This is a genomic window from Mycolicibacterium rhodesiae, from assembly GCF_002086695.1.
GTDB lineage: Bacteria > Actinomycetota > Actinomycetes > Mycobacteriales > Mycobacteriaceae > Mycobacterium > Mycobacterium rhodesiae.
The window spans coordinates 295,723-315,843 of sequence record NZ_MVIH01000003.1; the positions used below are offsets into that span (position 1 = coordinate 295,723).

Genomic DNA, 20,121 nt, shown 5'->3' on the forward strand with positions numbered 1-20,121 from the left:
GGGACAAGACCCGCCTACGCTTGTAGCCGTGATGCTGCAAGGTGTGGCGGGTCTTGTTCTTCAGGTCGTCTTCTGGGCGGTCACCGCGGTGACCATCTATGCGTTCGTCAATGCCGCGATGCAGCGACCTGATGCCTACACCGCAGCCGAGAAGCTCACCAAGCCGGTCTGGCTGGTGATCCTCGGTGTCGCGGGTCTGCTGTCGCTGTTCCTGGGAGTCATGGGCGTGGCGATCGCCGCCGTGGCCACCGGTGTCTACCTGGTGGACGTACGGCCCAAGCTGCTCGAGGTCCAGGGGAAATCGCGCTGAGCGCTCGACGCTGCCTGGCCGCCGTACTGCTGGCCGTCCCGGCGGGGCTGAGCCTCGCCGCTCCGGCCGCTGCCACCCCCATCCCCGCTCCGCCGTACATCGACCATGTCACCTGGGTTGACTGGGGCGATCTGAAGAGCCTTCGGGTGTATCCCACCCCGGCCGGCCGTTCGGTGGCCGGTATGTTGCTCAAGCCGCAGACCGATATCGACGAAGCCTGGGGCGAGGTGCTGGCCCTGGCACCCGAGGCCGACCTACCCGGGATGCGGGCCCAGTTCGTCTGCCACTTCCGGTTCGCGGAGCTCGGTCAGCCCGGCAAGAGCAGCTGGAATCTGGAGCCATGGCGGCCGGTGGTCGACGACCAGACGATGACCGAAGCCGGCTGCAATCCGGGCGGCCTGGAGGAGCCGTTCTGATGCGGCGATCGCAGGTCGCCGCACTGGTCGACCACACACTGCTCAAGCCCGAGGCCACCGACGCCGATGTGATTGCGCTGGTCGACGAGGCCGTGGACCTGGGCGTGCTGGCGGTCTGTGTGTCCCCGTCGATGGTGTCCGACGCCGCAAAGGCCGCGAGCACGCACCCGGAGAGCCTTGTCATCGCCGCTGTCGCCGGGTTCCCATCAGGCAAGCACCTGCCTGCGATCAAGGCGCAGGAGGCTCGCGTGGCCGTCGACGACGGCGCCACCGAGATCGACATGGTCATCGACGTCGGGGCTGCCCTGGCCGGTGACATCGCGCAGGTGGCGGCCGACATCGCGACCGTCCGCTCCGCGGTGCCCGGTGCCGTCCTGAAGGTCATCGTCGAATCGGCCGCGCTGCTGAGCCTCGGGGACGAGAACACGCTTGTCGCGGTGTGCCGGGCCGCCGAAGAGTCCGGAGCCGACTTCGTCAAGACCTCGACGGGCTTTCATCCCGCCGGCGGTGCATCCGTGGTCGCGATCGAGATCATGGCGGCGACCGTCGAAGGTCGGCTCGGCGTCAAAGCCAGCGGTGGTATCCGCACGGCCGAGCATGCGATCGCGATGCTCGATGCGGGCGCGACCAGGCTGGGCTTGTCCGGGACGCGTGCCGTGCTCGACGGGTTGGCGGGCTAGACCCCGGCGAAGCAGGGATCCTGCTGGCCGTTGGGGATGGTCGCGTTCTGGGTGACGAACTTGGCCGTGACACCCTCGTCGGTGACCGCGACGCTGTCCGCGTGAATGCCCATCGGCAGGTTCTTCGTCAGCGTCGACATGAAGGCGTCCAACGCCGGCTGCACGGTTTCCCGCGGCAGCGTGAAGCCCAGGCCGGTCAGATTCACCACCTGAAGGGTGAGGCCGCCGTTGGCGATCGCGGGTTTGGTGGTGATGGAGCCCATCGCGCTCTGCAGCTCGATCGTGCCGTTCGACGGGCTGGTGCTCACGCCGCTGACCAGGCTGCCGAAGAACGGGATGGCGTTCTGCACGGTCTCCTTGATGCCGTCCTTGGTCCAGGCGATCGTGGCGTCCAGCGAACCCATCGTGCCGGCCGAGTTCGCGGTCTGGTTGATCCGGATGTCATCGAGCCACAGATCGAGCTTCATGCCCTTGGCCCCGCGAATCTGATTGCCCGCGGTTTGCACGTGGATGTCGCTGTAGTGCTTCGACAGGTGCTGGAGCAGGAAGGGCCGGGCCCCGAACGAGACATCGGCCTGGTCCTGCACCACACAGGAGACGGCCCGCGACACCACGGTGTCGGCCTCGTGGCGCACGTAGAGTTCGGTGCCCAGCAGGCCGGCGATCACCACGGCCACGACGATGACCAGCACCAGCACGATCGACAGCGGGTCGCGCAGGAAGCCCCGCTTACCCTCGTCCGGCTCCTCGCCGGGCGGCGGCGGCGGTGTCTGCGACGGCGGGGGCACATGCGGGATGTGCTGAGTCGGCGCGTCAGCGGGGCCGCCTGGTCGGGGGATGTACTCAGTGGGTGTGCCTTGACCCGGGGCGGCGGCCCATGCCGGCGTGGTCGGGTCGCCGGGGCCGACGGGATGATTGGGGCCCTGTGGCGGATTCGTCACCTGGGCGATTCTGCCTTATCAATCTGAGCGAACTCTGAGCGGTTACGCAGCACCGCGAGTGTTTCCCGGGTCGGCGCGACCCGATCGATGTCGATGTCGGTCACCAGGAGCTGCGGATCGTCGCCTGCCGCGGCGACCACCTCACCGAGCGGAGAGGCCACCACACTGCCCCCGACGCCGGTCGGCGCCTTCGTCGACGTCGCCAGTTCGTCGCCCGGGTAACCCTGGTCGACGGCGGCGACAAAAGACTGCGAGTCCAGCGCGCGAGCGCGGGCCAGCAGGGTCCATTGGTCCAATTTGCCAGGACCGGCGCCCCACGAGGCGTGCACGGTGATCAGCTGCGCGCCACGATCGGCGAGCTCGGTGTAGAGCGCGGGGAACCGGACGTCGTAACAGAGGGTGAGTCCGACGCCGACACCGTCGACGGAGATGACCACCGGCTCCCGGCCGGGGGCCACCGCGTCGGATTCAGCAAATCCGAACGCGTCGTACATGTGGATCTTGTGATAGTGCGCGTCGACGTCTGGTCCCGTCGCCAGGATCGTGTTGGTGACCCGGCCGTCGGGAGCGGGAGTGAACATGCCGACCAGCACGGTGATGCCCGCGCTGTGCGCGATGCGGCGTACCTCGTCGGCCCAGGGGCCGTCGAGCGGTTCGGCCACCGGAGCAAGCGGCACACCGAAGCGGCACATCGTGCCTTCGGGAAAGGCCACCAGCCGGGCACCGGCGTCGGCGGCGCGACGGGTGTAGTCCTCGACCAGTTTCAGGTTCACGGCCGGGTCGGTGTCCGACAGCAGCTGGGCCAGCGCAATCCGCATGCGGTCAGCCTACGTCCGGTGCGACCGTCGACCATCCGACGGTGAGCACCGCATCGCGGACGCTGCGCCGTTGCGCCTCGATGGGGGCACCGGCCGCCCGAAGCTCCGCGAGCATCGCACGCCAGCGATCACGCGGACCGAACACCGAATGCCCGGCTGCGCTCGCCCACGCGCGGTCCGCCGACGACAGCAGATCGTGGATCGGTTGTCCCGGAACATTGTGGTGGATAAGCACTTTCGGCAATCGCTCGGCCAAGTCTGACGGGCGGTCGATATGCCGGGGGTCGCACGCCAGGGTCAGGCTCACCGGACCGTCGCGGTCCAGCAGCACCCAGCAACAGCGCCGCCCGAGCTCGTCGCAGGTGCCGTCGAGGATCAGTCCGCCCGGCGCGAGTTGGGCTCGCATCTGCGCCCACGCCTGGTCCACCGCATCTTCGGGGTATTGCCGCAGCACGTTGAACGCCCGCACCAGAACCGGATGCAGGCCCGCGAGTTCGAATCCGCCCACCTTGAACTCGACCCCGTCGACGTCGGGCACCACCCGTTGCGGGTCGATCTCCAACCCGACGACCCGCACATCGGGACGGACCGCACGAAGCCGTGCGGCCAATTCCAGTGTGGTGACCGGCAATCGGCCGTACCCCAGGTCGACGATCACCGGGGCGATGGCCGACTCCAGCGCCGCGCGCACCCGGGGGGAGTTGACCATCCAGCGATCGGCGCGCCGCAACCGGTTGGCGTTGGTGGTGCCGCGGGTGGGAACGCCCACCGGCCGTGGTGGTCTAGTGATGGCTGGCGATCCAGTCGCGGGTGAAATCGCGTTCGTTGTCGAACAATCCGCGCAGACCGTCCAGCACCCATTTCTCGATCTTGCCGCCCACGAGTGGCACGTTGACCTTGCAGAGACTGCTCAATCGCAGTTCGCTTCCCGCGGCGGTCTGTTGCAGCACGTAGGTGCCGTCGAAGTTCATCGGGGCTGCGGGTACCAATGCCCGGTAGTGCCCGTCGGCGGAGTTCTTCGCGGGGTCGAAGGGGGCGAAATGTTGTTCGCGGGTGATGGTGAGCCGCAACGGAACCACGGCGGCGATCATCGACGGCATATCGCGGCGCGACACGGTGTGGGTGAACACGATGTCGGTGCCGCCCGCGTCCGAGTGGAAATGCGTCATCTCTGAATCCGTGTGCTGCTGATGTTCGGCGACCAGGTCTTCCCAGTACTCGCGGCTGGTGAAGCTCTGGTAGAGCTCAGCGACGGGCTTGTCGAGCCCGATGACGTAGTCCATGCGGCGGGACATGTGCCCAACGGTACCTGTGACGTCAGCTGTTCTCGGCGATCCACCTGGTGGTGAACTGCTGCTCGGCAATCAACAGGTCGACGAGTTGGTGGCCGATGAAGTTCTCCACCTTGCCGCCGACCAGGGGGATGCGAACCTCGACGGTCGCGCGAAAAGCCAAGTGCGCCTGCAACTCTGCCGGTGTCAGCTGAGCGCTTCCGGTCAACGACACCGGCGCTCCCGGGATGGAGCCGCTGACGCTGGCTTCGGCGGTGCCGTCGACCAGTCCGGTCCAGCTCTCCACCCGGCGAATTTCCAGATCGCCGTGGTGGAACTGGGTGACCACGGCAGGCAGCCGGTCAACTCTCAGCACCTGGGTGGTTGCCACGTCCACGCCCCCGTTGGCCGTCAAGCGGATTGAGTCGAGCGACGCGTGGTCGGCGCCGGAATCGGCCAAGCGCGCCAACCAGTACCGCTCGTCGCGCAAAGCCTGGTGCACTTGTTCGACGCTGCCCTCGTAGGCGGTGGCCATGTCGAATGAGCGCGGCATAGCTGGTGAGGCTACCGTTACGGGCCGTGGCAGCTGGGAACTCATACGGTGGCGCGGCGGTTGCCGAGAACGTGTCGCTGGCTCCGCTGACCACCCTGCGGGTCGGTCCGGTCGCTCGTCGCCTCATCACCTGCACCACCAGCGAGCAGATCGTGGCGGCGTTGCGCAGCCTCGATGCCGACTCCGACGGGCAGGTTCTGGTGCTGGCCGGCGGTTCCAACGTGGTGATCGCCGACGACCTCACCGATGTGACCGTCGTGCTGCTGGCCAGCCGCACCATCAGCGTCGAGGGCGGGCTGCTTCGCGCCGACGCCGGCGCGGTCTGGGACGACGTGGTCATTGCCGCCGTCGCGGCCGGCCTGGGCGGACTGGAGTGCCTGTCGGGGATCCCCGGGTCGGCCGGAGCCACCCCGGTGCAGAACGTCGGTGCCTACGGCGTGGAGGTGGCCGACTATCTGACCCGTGTTCGGCTGCTGGACCGGAGAAGCTCGCTGGTCCGGTGGGTGGCCGCCGCGGACCTCGGTCTCGGCTACCGGCACAGCGATCTGAAGAACTCCTCCGACGCGGTGGTGCTGGAGGTGGAGTTCGGCCTGAACACGGACGGTCGTTCGGCGCCGCTGCGGTATGCCGAGCTCACGGCGGCGCTCGGCGTTTCCGCGGGGGAGCGGGCCGCACCAGCCGACGTGCGCCGGGCCGTGCTGGCGTTGCGCGCGCGCAAAGGCATGGTGCTCGACGCCGACGACCACGACACCTGGAGTGTCGGATCGTTCTTCACCAATCCCGTTGTCTCCGCCGAGCAATTCGAGGAACTGCAGGGCCGTTGGGACGGTCCGGTTCCGCACTACCCGGCCGACGACGGGGTGAAGCTGGCGGCCGCCTGGCTGGTCGAAAACGCCGGTTTCGGCAAGGGCTACCCCGGCCGCGACGACGCGCCGTGCCGGCTGTCGACCAAGCACGCGCTGGCGTTGACCAACCGCGGCGGTGCGACGACCGCCGACGTGCTGGCGCTGGCGCGAACCGTCCGAGACGGTGTGCGTGACAGCTTCGGCATCACCCTGGTGCCGGAACCGGTGCTGGTCGGCTGTTCGCTGTAGCCACGCCCGCCGCCGGCCGCCAATATTTCGATAATTAACCCGCGCGACGAAAAATGCGGAGAATGGTGGGTGTCAGCCCGTCAACGGGTTTGCTTAGATCATCTACGGGGGATGTGAAATGGCCACTGCCAGCACCAAAACTGTCAATCGCGGACGCAATCGCACACTGGGCGTCAAAACGTGGTTGGGCGCCGGGGCACTGACCCTCGGCGTCGGCGCCGCGCTGGCCGGCGCGACTGCTGTCGCTTCGGCCGACACCGGCGGCCATTCGGCCTCGAGTTCGGCCTCCTCGAGCTCGTCCACCAAATCTGACGCGGGGCCCAAGCGCACCGTGGCCGCCTCGGCCCGCACGGTCGCCAAGGTGACGACGGCTCCGTCGAGCGCGGCGGTCTCGAAGCCGGCCGCCAGCGCCAAGCCGGCCGCCAGAAGCAAGACCGCCACCGCCAATGCGAGCCTGCCGCCGATCAACCAGACCATCGACACTCCGTTCGGTCCGATCTCGTTCGTCGCGAACGTAACCGCCCCAACCCCGCCCGACAGCGGGGCGGTGGCGATCGACGTGACCGCGAAGACTCCGCTCGGCGGCGCCAAGTTCTCGATCGGCGGAACGTCGACGTTCACGGCAACGCCCACGCCGACCAGCACGACGGCGTTGACCGACGGGACCCTCCAACTGCCGCCCGCGGTGGCGTTCGCCGCCAGCGCGGCCGGGGCGTTCGTCGGCGCCGGGCTCAGCGCGGCCGACAGCCTGAACACCTTCGTCAACGCGGCACGCAGCGGGAACATCGTGGGGGCGTTCGTCGCCTGGGCGGCAGCCGCGCCGAAGTTCACGAACGCGCTGCTGTTCGGCACCAGCACCCTCGACCTGCCGATCCCGACCGGTGGAACCGGTCCGGCCATCGTGGCGCACATCCCCGTCGGCGGGTTCTTCTCGCCGGCTCGGTCGCTGTCGGTGACGTGGGACGAGTTCAGCACCGACCAGTCCGGCGTGACGATCACGCTGGCCGCCGGTGACATCGTGTTTGCGGGATCGAAGTTCGGCGGCGCCGCACCGGCGTTCCTGGCGATCTTCGGGCTCTGATCTCGGCGGGGTGGGGCGAAGCCCACACTGCGCCGATTGGCAGCCGGGCGGCTGGGTTCCGTATCTTGGATTGACGTGAGCCCAGCCGACCGACCGCCGATCAACCGGCGACGCGCTTTGACAGCGCTGGCGGTCGGCGTTGCCGCGCCCAGCGCGCTCGCGGCCTGCATGAGCACGCCTGGCAAACAGGCTGCGAAGCAGGGACCCCCGCCCAAGGCGTCGCTGAACTTCACTCCGGCCGATGCTGCCAAGGATGTGCTGCCCACGACTCCGGTGAGCCTCGAGGTCAAAGACGGCTGGCTGCAGCACGTCGCGCTGACCAACGTCGACGGCAAGCCCGTGGCCGGCACGCTCAACCGCGACCGCACCGCCTTCACCGTCACCGAACCGCTGGGTTACGGCGCGTCCTACACCTGGACCGGTTCGGCGGTCGGACGCGATGGGCAGGCTGTGCCGATCGCTGCCGCGTTCACCACGATCAACCCCACCAAGCAGGTCAACGGGCAGTTCCAGCTGTCCGACGGGCAGACCGTCGGCGTTGCCGCGCCGATCATCCTGCAGTTCGACGCCGCGATCGACGACGAACACAAACCGGATGTCGAGAAAGCGCTGACCGTCACCACCACGCCTCCCAATGAGGGCAGTTGGGCCTGGCTGCCCGACGAGGTGGGTGGCTCGCGGGTGCACTGGCGCACCAAGGAGTACTACCAACCGGGCACCAAGGTCCACGTCGACGCGCGGCTCTACGGGGTGAAGTTCGGCGACGACTCCTTCGGCGCGACGGACTCCACGCTGGACTTCGAGATCGGCCGTCGTCAGGTGGTCAAGGCCGACGCCACCTCGCACCGCATCCAGGTCATCACCGACGAGGGCGTGATCATGGACTTCCCGTGCAGCTACGGCGAAGCCGACCAGCCCCGCAACGTGACCCGCAGCGGCATCCACGTCGTCAGCGAGAAATACGCCGACTTCTACATGACCAACCTGGCAGCTGGATATTCGAATGTCCATGAGCGATGGGCGGTTCGGATCTCCAACAACGGCGAGTTCATCCACGCCAACCCGGCCAGCTCCGGGGCGCAGGGCAACACCAACGTCACCAACGGCTGCATCAACCTGTCCACCGGCGACGCCGAGCAGTACTTCGGTACCGCCGTGTACGGCGACCCGGTCGAGGTGACCGGCACGTCGATCCAGTTGTCCTACGCCGACGGCGACATCTGGGACTGGGCCGTGGACTGGAACGAATGGAAGTCCATGTCGGCGCTGTCCGATACGCAGCCCGAGACCAGCATCCCGAGCAGCGCACCGGCCACCCCGTCCGACGCCCCGACCCTGTCGGGCACGCCCACGACGACGACGCCGACAACGACGAGTTCGTCCTCGACGAGTTCGACCACCTCGACGACGAGTTCCACGTCGACGGCGACGGCGACGACGACCGGTTCGGCTACGTCCGGCGGTTGAACCGGCTGGCGCTGGCCTGATCGCGGGGCCGCAGCACGATCTGGTCCAGGTTGACGTGCGACGGCCGCGACGCGACGAAGCCGATCACCTCGGCGACGTCGGCGGCGACCAGCGGGGTGATTCCCGAATAGACCGCGTCGGCGCGCTGTTCGTCGCCGCCGAAGCGCACCAGCGAGAACTCCGTCTCCACCGCCCCGGGTGCAATCTCGGTGAGCCGCACCGGTTTTCCGAGAAGTTCGCCGCGCAGAGTCCGGTGCAGAGCGCCTTGGGCGTGCTTGGCGGCGGTGTATCCGCCGCCGTTGTCGTAGACCTCGAGTGCGGCGATCGAGGTGACGGTGACGATCAGTCCGTCGCCGGAGTCGACGAGCTTGGGCAGTAGCGCCCGCGTCACCCGCAGTGTCCCGAGGACGTTGGTCTCCCACATCCAGCGCCAGTTGTCCAAATTCGCCTCGGCGATCGGTTCCAAGCCTTTGGCGCCGCCGGCATTGTTGACCAGGACATCCACCCGCGGCACGCTGTCGGCCAACGCGGCGACGGCGGCATCGTCTGTGACGTCGGCCACAATCGCCGTGCCGCCGATCTCGTCGGCCAGCCGTTCGATGCGATCGGCCCGGCGCGCTACCGCGACCACGTGAAAGCCAAGGGCGGCAAGAGTTTTGGAGGTCGCCTCGCCGATGCCGGAGCTCGCGCCGGTCACTACCGCTACACGGGAATGGGCGTCTGGAGTGATCATCGAACCAACTCTAGTAACTGTGCTAGGTTCCCCAACGTGATCCGGATCGGTCTGACCAGTTGTCTGGTCGCGCACACCGCGTGTTGTTGTCACGCGACCCGCTGCGCCTGACTCGACCGGACTTTCTTCTCTCGTCCCGCTCACGTCGCCAGGTGTGGCATAGGCCCCCGCCTCCGACTCGAGAAGGACACCCCGATGCGTACCGTCGCCCTTTCGTCCCGCGATCCGCTCCGCACTTCTGCGCATGACGCGGCCCGCCTGCATCCGCTACGGACCCGCCACCACATCGTGGCCCCGTCGCTGCGGATCCCCGACGGGGCTGCCGCGTCGGTCTTCGCGGCCGTCCGCCAGCGTGGCGCCGTCGGCCGCGATGTGATCGCCCAGGTCACCAACCTGTCGATCGCCACGGTGAACCGCCAGGTCACCGCCCTGCTGGATGCCGGGATCCTGCGTGAGCGGGCCGATTTGGCCGTGTCGGGCGCGATCGGCCGCCCGCGGGTTCCGGTCGAGGTCCACCACGAGCCGTTCCTGACCCTCGGCATCCACATCGGCGCGCGAACCACGAACATCGTCGCGACCGACTTGCTCGGCCGCACCCTCGACGCGGTTGAGACACCGACGCCGCGCGGCGGTCAGGCCGCCGCGCTGGCGTCGTTGGCCGGCAGCGCCCGTCGCTATCTGAGCCGCTGGCATCGCCGGCGTCCGCTGTGGATCGGCGTGGCGATCGGTGGTGTGGTCGACAGCGGAACGGGCCACGTCGACCACGGCCGACTGGGTTGGACACAAGCCCCCGTCGGACCGGTGCTGGCCGAGGCATTGGGTCTGCCGGTGTCGGTGGCATCCCATGTGGATGCGATGGCAGGTGCCGAACTCCTGCTCGGGCTGCGTCGTCAGCCTGCTCCGGCGTCGAGCAGCCTGTACGTCTACGCCCGTGAGACGGTCGGCTTCGCGCTGGTGATCGGCGGCCGGGTGCACAGCCCGATCAGCGGTCCAGGCACCATTGCCGCCCTGCCGGTGACCTCCGAATCGCTTGGCGGCAGTGGACAATTGGAATCAACGGTCAGCGACGAGGCGGTGCTGGCCGCGGCCCGTAAGCGTGGCATCCTGCCGGGCTCCGGACCGGTCGCGTCGATGACCACGCTGTTGCGCACCGCCCGCCAGGGCGACACACCGGCCGCGATCGGCGCCCGGGAACTGCTGGCCGAGCGGGCCCGCGTTCTGGGCGGGGCGGTGGCGTTGCTGCGCGACATGCTCAACCCCGACGACCTGGTGGTCGGCGGCCAGGCCTTCACCGAATACCCCGAGGGCATGGCGCTGGTCGAGGCCGCGTTCGCCGAGCGGTCGGTGCTGCCGGGCCGCGGTATCCGGGTGACCGCGTTCGGCAACCGGGTGCAGGACGCCGGCGCCGGGATCGTCTCACTGGGCGGGCTGTACGCCGACCCGATCGGTGCGCTGAGACGGGCGCAGAACCGTCGCGAAGCAGCGGTGTAAAGATGGAGGCGTGCGGCACGCCCGGGAACTGAGCGACAGTTCGACCGATTCGTTGCCGCGGCGCGTCGCGGTGTTGTCGGTGCACACCTCCCCACTGGCACAGCCTGGGACCGGGGACGCCGGCGGGATGAACGTCTACGTGCTGCAGACCGCGCTGCAGATGGCCCGGCGTGGGGTGGAGGTGGAGATCTTCACCCGGGCGACCTCGTCGTCGGATCAGCCGCTGGTCCGGGTGGCGCCCGGGGTTCTGGTGCGCAATGTCGTGGCGGGGCCCTTCGAGGGGCTCGACAAGTACGACCTGCCCACTCAGCTGTGTGCGTTCACCGCCGGAGTGCTGCGCGCCGAAGCCAACCACGAGCCCGGCTACTACGACATCGTGCATTCGCATTACTGGCTCTCCGGCCAGGTCGGCTGGCTGGCCCGCGACCGGTGGGCGGTGCCGCTGGTACATACCGCCCACACGCTGGCCGCGGTGAAGAACGCCGCATTGGCCGACGGTGACGCGCCCGAGCCACCGCTGCGCGCGGTGGGTGAACAACAAGTGGTCGACGAGGCCGACCGGCTGGTCGTCAACACCGAAGATGAAGCGCACCAACTCATTTCGCTGCACAATGCCGATCCCCGGCGGATCGATGTGGTGTACCCGGGCGTCGACCTGGACACCTTCACTCCCGGGGACCGGCGCACCGCGCGGGCAGCGCTCGGCCTGCCCGACGGCGAGCGCGTGGTCGCCTTCGTCGGGCGCATCCAGCCGCTCAAGGCACCCGATGTGCTGCTGCGGGCCGCCGCCCGACTCCCCGGCGTGCGGGTGCTGGTGGCCGGCGGCCCGTCCGGCAGCGGCCTGGCCGCACCCGATGTGTTGGTGGGTCTTGCCGCCGAACTGGGTATCGCAGACCGGGTGACCTTCCTTCCGCCCCAGTCGCGCGAGCAACTGGTGAACGTCTACCGCGCCGCCGATCTGGTCGCCGTGCCGAGCTATTCCGAGTCCTTCGGCCTGGTCGCCGTGGAGGCGCAGGCGTGCGGTACTCCGGTGGTCGCCGCCGCGGTCGGCGGGTTGCCGGTGGCGGTGGCGGACGGAGTCAGCGGCGCGCTGGTCAACGGCCACGAGCCCGGCCAGTGGGCCGACGCCATCGCCGCGCTGCTGGCCCGCGACTCCGACGACCTGAGCCGAGCGGCCGTCGCGCATGCGCAGGGGTTCTCCTGGGCGCACACCGTCGACGGGCTGCTGACCAGCTACGGCCATGCGATCGACGACTACGCCAGCGCCCGGCACCGCCGTGCGGCCGGTGACGCGCTGGCCAAGCGCAACGGGCGGCGCTGGTCGATGCGGCGCGGTGTGCGGTTATGAGTCAAGCCGACGTCCATCAGATCATCGAAAAGGCGCTGGATGAGCACGGGCTGGTCTACACCCGCCACGAAGGTGCCCACGGCGGGCTGCCGGGACTGATCGTCGAACTGCCGGGGGAGCGCAAGCTCAAGACCAACACCCTGCTGAGCGTCGGTGAGCATTCGGTGCGCGTCGAGGCGTTCGTCTGCCGTCAGCCCGATGAAAACCACCAGGGCGTCTACCGGTTCCTGCTGAAGCGCAACCGCCGGCTCTACGGGGTGGCCTACACACTGGACAACACCGGCGACATCTATCTGATCGGGCGGATGGCGCTGGAGTCGGTGACCGCCGACGAGCTGGACCGGGTGCTCGGCCAGGTGCTCGAAGCCGTCGACACCGACTTCAACACGTTGCTGGAACTGGGCTTCAAGTCGTCGATCCAGAAGGAGTGGGCGTGGCGGGTGTCGCGCGGCGAATCGCTGAAGAATCTCGCGGCCTTCGAGCACCTCATCGACGAGGACGACTCATCGGCGTCATGAGAGGATTCCGGCATGGCTGACTCCACACTGATCCTGCTGCGGCACGGCGAAAGCGAATGGAACGCGCTGAACCTGTTCACCGGCTGGGTGGACGTCGATCTCACCGACAAGGGCCGCGCTGAGGCGGTGCGCGGCGGCAAGTTGATGGCCGAGCAGGGGCTGTTGCCCGACGTGCTGTACACCTCGCTGCTGCGCCGCGCGATCACCACCGCCCACCTGGCGCTGGATGCCGCCGACCGGTTGTGGATCCCGGTGACCCGCAACTGGCGGCTCAACGAGCGGCATTACGGGGCGCTGCAAGGGCTCGACAAGGCCGAGACCAAGGAAAAATACGGCGAGGAACAGTTCATGCTGTGGCGGCGCAGCTACGACACCCCGCCGCCGCCCATCGAGAAGGGCAGCAAGTACAGCCAGGACGCCGACCCGCGCTACGCCGACATCGACGGCGGCCCGCTGACCGAATGCCTTGCCGACGTCGTGGCCCGCTTCGTCCCGTACTTCACCGAGACGATCGTTCCGGATCTGCAAGCAGGCAAGACGGTGCTGATGGTGGCGCACGGCAACTCGCTGCGGGCCCTGGTGAAGTACCTGGACAACATGTCCGACGCCGACGTCGTTGGCCTGAACATCCCGACCGGCATTCCGCTGCGCTACGACCTGGACGCCGATCTGAAGCCGCGGGTGCCGGGCGGCACCTACCTGGATCCCGACGCGGCCGCCGCCGGTGCAGCCGCGGTCGCCAGCCAGGGCGCCAAGTAACTCCGGTGTTCACCCCGGGTTTGGCAAACGCCGGGTAAACGGGGGCGGAATACATGCGCGCTGAGAGTGTGACGTGCACCGATTTGGCTGCACGCTGCTGGGATGACGTTCACCGGATGCGTACGATTTTCCTGTGAGTGTTGGCTCGGTGGTAGTACTGGCCACCGCCGCGGCGCTGGTAGCGCTTGCTTGCGGACTCGGGATCGGGGCCGCACTCACCCCACGGATCATGGAGCGCCGGCAGCGCCGCGCGATCACCGAGGCCGGCATCACGGTGTCGCAGATGCTGCAGCACGTCGTATCGCTGGCGCCGATCGGGATGGTGGTCGTCGACTCCCATCGCGACGTGGTGTTCATCAACGACCGCGCCACCGAACTCGGCATCGTGCGGGACCGCCAGCTCGACGAGCGGGCCTGGACGGCCGCCCAAAGCGTGTTGGCGACCGGTGAGGGCGTCGAGGTCGACCTGTCCCAGCCGCAGCGTGCGTCAGCCGGCCGCTCGGGGCTGTCGGTACGCGGGCACGTTCGGCTGTTGAGCAAGCAGGATCCCCGCTTCGTCGTGGTCTACGTCGACGACCAGTCCGAGCAGGCCCGCATGGAGGCCAGTCGGCGTGACTTCGTGGCCAACGTCAGCCACGAACTCAAGACCCCGGTGGCCGCGATGGGTGTGCTGGCCGAGGCGCTGCTGGAGTCGGGCGACGACGCCGAGACCGTGCGCCATTTCGGCCAGAAGATCCTCACCGAGTCTCAGCGGCTGGCCAACATGGTCCGCGAGCTGATCGAACTGTCCCGACTGCAGGGTGCCGAGCCGCTTCCCGACCTTGACAGCGTTGACGTGGATTCGGTTGTCAGCGAAGCGATTTCGCGGCACAAGGTAGCCGCTGACAATGCCGACATCTCGGTGACAACCGACGCGCCGAGTGGGTTCCGGGTGTTGGGCGACCAGTCGCTGTTGGTCACCGCACTGGCCAACCTGATCTCCAATGCGATCGCCTACTCACCGGACGGATCGAAGGTGTCGATCAGTCGCCGCCGTCGCGGCGACAACATCGAGATCGCCGTCACCGACCGGGGTATCGGGATCGCCCGCGCCGATCAGGAGCGGGTGTTCGAACGCTTCTTCCGGGTCGATAAGGCCCGCTCGCGGGCCACCGGCGGAACCGGCCTCGGGCTGGCCATCGTCAAACACGTGGCGGCCAATCACAACGGCAGCATCCGGCTGTGGAGCCAGCCGGGCACCGGCTCGACGTTCACCCTGTCCATTCCCGCCTATCCACATACCGATGACGACGAACCGGCCGACCTGTCGGCCATTGACGAGGAGGCACTACGCCAATGACCAACGTGTTGATCGTGGAGGACGAAGAATCGCTGGCCGACCCGCTGGCTTTCCTGCTGCGCAAGGAAGGGTTCGAGGCCACCGTGGTCGGCGACGGCCCGTCCGCGCTGGCCGAATTCGACCGGTCGGGGGCCGACATCGTGCTGCTCGATCTGATGCTGCCGGGCATGACCGGCACCGATGTGTGTAAGCAGCTGCGGGCCCGCTCCAGCGTGCCGGTGATCATGGTGACCGCGCGCGACAGCGAGATCGACAAGGTCGTCGGCCTGGAACTTGGCGCCGACGATTACGTGACCAAGCCGTACTCGGCCCGCGAACTGATCGCCCGCATCCGGGCGGTGCTGCGCCGCGGCAGCGACACCGAGGATTCCGGCATCGGCGATGCGATCCTGGAGGCCGGCCCGGTCCGGATGGATGTCGAACGCCACGTCGTGACCGTCGCCGGCGAACCGATCACCTTGCCGCTCAAGGAATTCGACCTTCTCGAGTACCTGATGCGTAACAGCGGACGGGTCCTCACCCGCGGTCAGCTGATCGACCGGGTCTGGGGTGCGGACTACGTGGGGGATACCAAGACCCTCGACGTCCACGTCAAGCGTCTGCGCTCGAAGATCGAAGGCGACCCCGCCAACCCGGTGCATCTGGTCACCGTGCGCGGTTTGGGCTACAAGCTGGAAGGCTAGTTGCCGGGCGGGTGGGCCTAGTAGGCCCCTTCGCCGCTCAGGACGGTCTTGATGGTCTTGGCGATGATTACCAGATCGCGGATGGGCGACCAGTTTTCGATGTAACTGAGATCGAGGCGGACGGCATCCTCGAGCGGAAGGTCCGACCGTCCGCTGACCTGCCAGAGCCCGGTCAGGCCGGGCTTCACCGTCAGGCGCCTACGGACCAGGTCGTCGTATGAGTCGACCTCGCGGCGCACCTGCGGGCGCGGCCCCACCACGCTCATATCGCCGCGCAGCACGTTGATGAACTGCGGAAGTTCATCGATGCTGTATTTGCGAATGACCTTGCCCACCTGGGTGATCCGCGGGTCGTTCTTGTCTTTCCAGAACACCGGGTCGCCACCGGCGGCGGCGATCATCGCCGGCGCTTCTGTGTCTGCGCCGTCGACCATGCTGCGGAACTTCAGCATCTTGAATGTGGTGCCCTTGAATCCGATTCGCTCGGAGGCGTAGAACACCGGCCCGGGTCCGGACAGTCGCACCGCCAGCGCGGCGAGTAAGAACACCGGCGCCATGACCGCCATCGCGGCCAGGGTGAACACGACGTCGAACAACCGCTTGGCCGCAGAGTTGGCGCCGTCGTACTGCGGCTTGGTCACTTCGAACATCGCCATGCCGGCGACGGGTCGGCTGTGCAGCCGATCTTCGGCGATATCCACCAGTCCGGGGGCGATCATCAGGTCTACACCCAGCGAGTCGAGTTCCCAGATCAGCCGGCGGATCTCGGTCGGATGCAGATGATCGGTGGCGGCCAGTGCGACGGTGTGGGCATCCGTGCGGCGGACGGCGTCGGCAATGGCCTGGTCGATGCCCACGATCGGGATGTGGTGTCCGTCGACCTCGATGCCGTCGTCTTGCCGGATTGGTCCGGTGGGTGTGCAGATGCCCACGACGCGGTAACCGGCGCCGGGATCTCGCACGAAGTTGGTGGCAACGTCGGTAGCGGTCCGCGCGCTGCCCACGACGAGCACGGAGATCTGGTGCTCGGCGCGGCGTAGTTCGGCGGCTGCCACCCGGCGCCAGCACATCCGTCCGGTCAGGAGGCCGAGCAGGCCGACCACGAAGGCGATCCCGAGATAGGTTCGCGACACGTCGACGTCAAGGAGCAGGGCACCGATCGCGATCAGTCCGAAAAGCTGGAGTGTGGCGAGGATGACGCTCATGTACTCGCCGACGTCGCGGCCCACCACCCGGCGGGCGCGGTATCCGGTGAGGCCCAGCGCGGCCATCCACAACGCGGCCAGGGCGGCTGAGCCGACGGCGTAGGTCAGCAGGGCCGTGGGATCGCCGGCGAACACCGTCACGGTCGCGACGGCCGAAGCCAGGCAAATGACGATGGCGTCAGTCAAGATCAGTCGCTTGGAGTGGCGGAAGCGCCGGGTCTCGCGCCGCGAGGCCTGCGCCTGCTGCCAGAGCGGCGGGATGCTGCTCTCGTCAAATAACGCTGAGGTAGAGATTTGGCGAAGATTATTTGGGCAGTTGTTACCGACTGATATCTGATTATCAGACTGTTCAGCCAACACAGCGAAGATCCGCTCCCATAGTCACCGAACTGCTATTAACTGCACCGTAACTCTACTTAGGGCGCAAGGCAACCTTGGAGACCCATGACGAAGATCACGAGTTTTGTGCAGAGTGGTGCAGAACTAGCAAATAACGCTTCTACTACACGGCGTGGTCGGAACGCCGGGGCTGTAGATCTGCGCTACTGCGCGGCGCGAGTGGCCGGATGGATGGCGATCAGGGGGAAGCCGCTACGGCGCCGGCACATCGCCGCCAACTCCGAGTACGCCTTCGCGCCGAGCAACTCGGTCAATTCCGGGGCGTAGGACTGCCACACCTGCTTGGCGCCGACGTGGGCGCCCGGGTCACCGGTGCAGTACCAGTGCAGGTCGGCCCCACCTTCACCCCAGCCGCGGCGGTCGTATTCGGTGATCGTGGATTTCAGGATCTCCGAACCGTCCGGCCGGGTGATCCACTCCTGGACGCGCCGGATGGGGAGCTGCCAACACACCTCAGGCTTCATGGTCAGCGGCTCGACCCCGAGCTTGAGCGCCTTGGTGTGCAGCGCGCAGCCGATGCCAGTCGGGAAACCCGGCCGGTTGAGGAAGATGCAGGCGCCCTTGTATTTGCGGGTGCGCAGGCTCGGTTTGTCGTCGAACTCGTCCATCTCGAGGTAGCCCTTGCGGCCCAGTCCCTTGTCCCGGAACTGCCAATCCTCGTCGGTCAGGTGCTTGACGGCGTCGTCGAGGTTGGCGCGGTCGTCGTCGTCGGACAGGAAAGCCCCGTGCGAACAGCAACCGTCGTCCGGGCGGCCCTCGACGGTGCCCTTGCAGGCCGGCGTGCCGAACACGCACGTCCAATTCGACAGCAGCCAAGTCAAATCCGCGGCGATCAGATGTTCCGGATTGTCCGGGTCGTAGAACTCCACCCACTCGCGGGGGAAGTCCAGGTCGACTTCGTGCACGTGCGCATCTGTCACAGCGCCCAACCGTAGTCCAAGTGCGCGCCACCTTCGCGCTGGCATTTGCCCCATGTCGCAGGTGCCGCGCAGGGAACGCAGGCTAGTTTTGTTCACGTGCGATTAGGCGTGCTCGACGTGGGCAGCAACACAGTTCATCTACTGGTGGTCGATGCCCACCGCGGCGGCCATCCGACTCCGATGAGCTCGACCAAAGCCGCGCTGCGGCTCGCGGAGGCGATCGACGACTCGGGCAAGCTGACCCGCCGGGGCGCCGACAAGCTGATCGAGACGATCGACGAATTCGCCAAGATCGCGGCCAGCTCGGGCTGCGCCGACTTGATGGCCTTCGCCACCTCGGCGGTGCGGGACGCCAAGAACTCCGAGGACGTCCTGGCGCGCGTGCTCGCCGAGACCGGGGTGAACCTGCAGGTCCTGTCCGGTTCGAACGAGTCGCGCCTGACGTTCCTGGCGGTGCGCCGCTGGTACGGCTGGAGCGCGGGCCGCATCATCAACCTCGACATCGGCGGCGGCTCACTGGAGCTGTCCAACGGCGTCGACGAGGCGCCCGAGGTGGCGCTGTCCCTGCCGTTGGGCGCAGGCCGGCTCACTCGCGAATGGCTCCCGGACGACCCGCCGGGCCGCCGCCGCGTCGCGATGCTGCGCGATTGGCTCGACAATGAGCTGGCCGAGGCCAGTGCATTCGTCCTGGACGCCGGCCTCCCCGACCTCGCGGTCGCGACGTCGAAGACCTTCCGGTCGCTGGCGCGACTCACCGGCGCCGCCCCGTCAGGTGCCGGCCCGAGGGTCAAACGAACGCTGACCCTCAACGGCCTGAGGCAGCTCATATCTTTCATCTCTAGGATGACCACGACAGATCGTGCCGAGTTGGAGGGAGTCAGTGCCGAGCGGGCGCCACAGATAGTGGCCGGTGCTCTGGTGGCGGAGGCGAGCATGCGAGCACTGTCATTGGAATCCGTGGACATCTGCCCGTGGGCGCTGCGCGAGGGTCTCATCCTGCGCCGACTCGACAGTGAAGCTGACGGAACTGCCCTGGTGGAAACCGCCGTGGGGGATGCTGGAAGCAAGAATTTTGATCGGTCGACTGCCCGATCGAGAGGCACACGATGACAGCACCAGATGACAGCGAGAACAGCCGGCCCATCTCGGTGGCCGAGCTGCTCGCCAAGAATGGAACGATCGGCTCACCGCCGGTCGGGGGGCGCCGCCGTCGTCGCCGCGGCAACAGTGACGCCGTGACTGTCGCCGAACTGACCGGCGAGATCCCGATTTTTCGGACCGGCGAGATGCCCGTCGTGCGTGCGGACGAGGTCGCCGAGGAGCCGGCCGAGCAGGAGCCGCCCGCCCAGGGGACCGCCGCCACCAACGGGGCGGCCGCCGCCACCGAGGTGGTCGACGACGAGGCAGACAAACACCACGAGGAACACGAGGACGAAGCGCCGGAGCGCCCGTTCGACGGACCGCCACCGCGCTCGGACAGCCCACTGCCGCGGCGCGAGCCGGGCCCGGAACGCGCGTATGACCCGCGCCCGCTGCGCCGGCCCGAACCGGCCCCGGCCGACGAATCGGACTCCGACGCCGAGCAGATGGCGTTCGACCCGGTCGATGAGGCGGCGCCCGTCCTCGACCTGACCGCTGAGGAACAGGTCGACGAGGCCGCCGAGCTGCAGTCCTATCTGCGGTCCTCCGCCGGTGCTTTGTTCAGCGGCCAGACCGTCGCCGACGACCTCGCCCGCCGCGGTGTGGCCGTCGACGAACTCGACGGCGACGCGGCGGAAGACCTCGACGCCCAGGCGGACCACGCCGAGGACCACCCGCGCGAGGGCAAGCTCACCGCACTCTGGCGTGGGCTGCTGGTGGCCGGGCAGTCGATCCTCGCCGTCGCGTTCGGGGCCGGGCTGTTCATCGCGTTCGACCAGCTGTGGCGGTGGAACAACATCGTCGCGCTGGTGCTTTCGGTGTTGGTCATCCTCGGCTTGGTGGTGGCCGTCCGAATCGTCCGTAAAACCGAGGACATCGCCAGCACGCTGATCGCCGTGGCGGTCGGTGCGCTGGTGACGCTCGGCCCGCTGGCGCTGCTGCAATCGACCTGATT

The 20,121-nt window shown here is 67.9% G+C and carries 22 protein-coding genes; 14 read left to right on the forward strand and 8 right to left on the reverse strand.

All coding sequences use genetic code 11. The features are described from left to right. Positions 1-34: 34 nt before the first annotated feature. From BST42_RS08660 to deoC, 3 genes are read left to right on the forward strand one after another with little or no spacing between them, the layout of a single operon-like run. Positions 35-310: a DUF2516 family protein gene (locus tag BST42_RS08660; protein WP_207569475.1), complete on the forward strand. Its 276-nt coding sequence runs from the start codon at positions 35-37 to the stop codon at positions 308-310. Further along, complete coding sequence (locus BST42_RS08665) at positions 301-726, forward strand: DUF2599 domain-containing protein (RefSeq protein WP_110918518.1); 426 nt, start codon at positions 301-303, stop codon at positions 724-726. Before BST42_RS08660 ends, BST42_RS08665 begins: the two co-directional genes overlap by 10 nt. Beyond that, positions 726-1,406, forward strand: coding sequence for a deoxyribose-phosphate aldolase (deoC, locus tag BST42_RS08670; protein ID WP_083118166.1), 681 nt, complete (start codon positions 726-728; stop codon positions 1,404-1,406). Before BST42_RS08665 ends, deoC begins: the two co-directional genes overlap by 1 nt. Here the strand turns inward: deoC and BST42_RS08675 are convergent. The 5 genes from BST42_RS08675 to BST42_RS08695 are packed head-to-tail and all read right to left on the reverse strand — an operon-like array spanning position 1,403 to position 4,989. Next, the gene (locus BST42_RS08675; RefSeq protein ID WP_083118167.1) at positions 1,403-2,347 is read right to left on the reverse strand and encodes an LmeA family phospholipid-binding protein; all 945 of its coding nucleotides are present in this window, start codon (positions 2,345-2,347) and stop codon (positions 1,403-1,405) included. The genes deoC and BST42_RS08675 overlap by 4 nt on opposite strands. Beyond that, entirely contained in the window at positions 2,344-3,165 is an 822-nt protein-coding gene (locus BST42_RS08680) for a carbon-nitrogen hydrolase family protein (protein WP_083118168.1), read from the reverse strand. Before BST42_RS08680 ends, BST42_RS08675 begins: the two co-directional genes overlap by 4 nt. A 4-nt stretch (positions 3,166-3,169) precedes the next feature. After that, positions 3,170-3,955, reverse strand: a complete 786-nt coding sequence (locus BST42_RS08685) for a class I SAM-dependent methyltransferase (RefSeq protein ID WP_083118169.1) — start codon at positions 3,953-3,955, stop codon at positions 3,170-3,172. Next, on the reverse strand, positions 3,948-4,460 hold the full coding sequence (locus BST42_RS08690) for a DUF2505 domain-containing protein (protein ID WP_083118170.1): 513 nt from the start codon (positions 4,458-4,460) through the stop codon (positions 3,948-3,950). Before BST42_RS08690 ends, BST42_RS08685 begins: the two co-directional genes overlap by 8 nt. Positions 4,461-4,482: 22 nt before the next feature. Beyond that, a complete protein-coding gene (locus BST42_RS08695; protein ID WP_083118171.1) occupies positions 4,483-4,989 on the reverse strand; it encodes a DUF2505 domain-containing protein in 507 nt (168 codons plus the stop codon). A 26-nt stretch (positions 4,990-5,015) separates the two neighbouring features. On the opposite strand from BST42_RS08695, the gene BST42_RS08700 reads away from it, so the two are divergent. The 3 genes from BST42_RS08700 (at position 5,016) to BST42_RS08710 (ending at position 8,631) form a co-directional block, all read left to right on the forward strand. After that, the gene (locus BST42_RS08700; protein ID WP_110918519.1) at positions 5,016-6,083 is read left to right on the forward strand and encodes a UDP-N-acetylmuramate dehydrogenase; all 1,068 of its coding nucleotides are present in this window, start codon (positions 5,016-5,018) and stop codon (positions 6,081-6,083) included. 118 nt (positions 6,084-6,201) lie between these two features. Next, complete coding sequence (locus BST42_RS08705; protein WP_083118173.1) at positions 6,202-7,164, forward strand: hypothetical protein; 963 nt, start codon at positions 6,202-6,204, stop codon at positions 7,162-7,164. Between the two features lie 75 nt (positions 7,165-7,239). Beyond that, the gene (locus BST42_RS08710; RefSeq protein ID WP_083118174.1) at positions 7,240-8,631 is read left to right on the forward strand and encodes a L,D-transpeptidase; all 1,392 of its coding nucleotides are present in this window, start codon (positions 7,240-7,242) and stop codon (positions 8,629-8,631) included. On the opposite strand, the gene BST42_RS08715 is transcribed toward BST42_RS08710, so the two are convergent. After that, positions 8,615-9,364, reverse strand: a complete 750-nt coding sequence (locus tag BST42_RS08715) for an SDR family NAD(P)-dependent oxidoreductase (RefSeq protein ID WP_083118175.1) — start codon at positions 9,362-9,364, stop codon at positions 8,615-8,617. The two genes, BST42_RS08710 and BST42_RS08715, sit on opposite strands and share 17 nt — an antisense overlap. Positions 9,365-9,559: 195 nt before the next feature. Between BST42_RS08715 and BST42_RS08720 the strand changes: the two genes are divergently transcribed. From BST42_RS08720 to BST42_RS08745, 6 genes are all read left to right on the forward strand, one after another. Then, positions 9,560-10,855 (forward strand): ROK family protein, encoded by a 1,296-nt coding sequence (locus BST42_RS08720; protein ID WP_083118176.1) that lies wholly within the window; start codon positions 9,560-9,562, stop codon positions 10,853-10,855. A 10-nt stretch (positions 10,856-10,865) separates the two neighbouring features. Next, complete coding sequence (mshA, locus tag BST42_RS08725) at positions 10,866-12,203, forward strand: D-inositol-3-phosphate glycosyltransferase (RefSeq protein ID WP_308207487.1); 1,338 nt, start codon at positions 10,866-10,868, stop codon at positions 12,201-12,203. Further along, positions 12,200-12,721: a type III secretion system chaperone family protein gene (locus BST42_RS08730; RefSeq protein WP_083118177.1), complete on the forward strand. Its 522-nt coding sequence runs from the start codon at positions 12,200-12,202 to the stop codon at positions 12,719-12,721. The genes mshA and BST42_RS08730 overlap by 4 nt, the downstream gene beginning before the upstream one ends. 12 nt (positions 12,722-12,733) lie before the next feature. Further along, complete coding sequence (locus BST42_RS08735) at positions 12,734-13,480, forward strand: phosphoglyceromutase (RefSeq protein ID WP_083118178.1); 747 nt, start codon at positions 12,734-12,736, stop codon at positions 13,478-13,480. A 133-nt stretch (positions 13,481-13,613) separates the two neighbouring features. After that, positions 13,614-14,819 carry a sensor histidine kinase gene (locus BST42_RS08740; RefSeq protein WP_083118179.1) on the forward strand — a complete coding sequence of 402 codons (1,206 nt, stop codon included), beginning with the start codon at positions 13,614-13,616 and terminating at the stop codon, positions 14,817-14,819. Then, positions 14,816-15,502 carry a winged helix-turn-helix domain-containing protein gene (locus BST42_RS08745; protein WP_083118180.1) on the forward strand — a complete coding sequence of 229 codons (687 nt, stop codon included), beginning with the start codon at positions 14,816-14,818 and terminating at the stop codon, positions 15,500-15,502. The genes BST42_RS08740 and BST42_RS08745 overlap by 4 nt, the downstream gene beginning before the upstream one ends. Before the next feature lie 17 nt (positions 15,503-15,519). On the opposite strand, the gene BST42_RS08750 is transcribed toward BST42_RS08745, so the two are convergent. Further along, positions 15,520-16,893, reverse strand: a complete 1,374-nt coding sequence (locus BST42_RS08750) for a sugar transferase (protein ID WP_237159319.1) — start codon at positions 16,891-16,893, stop codon at positions 15,520-15,522. Positions 16,894-17,249: 356 nt separating this feature from the next. Further along, the gene (locus BST42_RS08755) at positions 17,250-18,071 is read right to left on the reverse strand and encodes a DUF3109 family protein (RefSeq protein WP_083118182.1); all 822 of its coding nucleotides are present in this window, start codon (positions 18,069-18,071) and stop codon (positions 17,250-17,252) included. Positions 18,072-18,122: 51 nt separating this feature from the next. Between BST42_RS08755 and BST42_RS08760 the strand changes: the two genes are divergently transcribed. Then, positions 18,123-19,136: a Ppx/GppA family phosphatase gene (locus tag BST42_RS08760; protein ID WP_083118183.1), complete on the forward strand. Its 1,014-nt coding sequence runs from the start codon at positions 18,123-18,125 to the stop codon at positions 19,134-19,136. Beyond that, positions 19,133-20,119 carry an Rv0497 family membrane protein gene (locus BST42_RS08765; RefSeq protein ID WP_083118184.1) on the forward strand — a complete coding sequence of 329 codons (987 nt, stop codon included), beginning with the start codon at positions 19,133-19,135 and terminating at the stop codon, positions 20,117-20,119. The genes BST42_RS08760 and BST42_RS08765 overlap by 4 nt, the downstream gene beginning before the upstream one ends. The last annotated feature ends 2 nt before the right edge of the window (positions 20,120-20,121 follow it).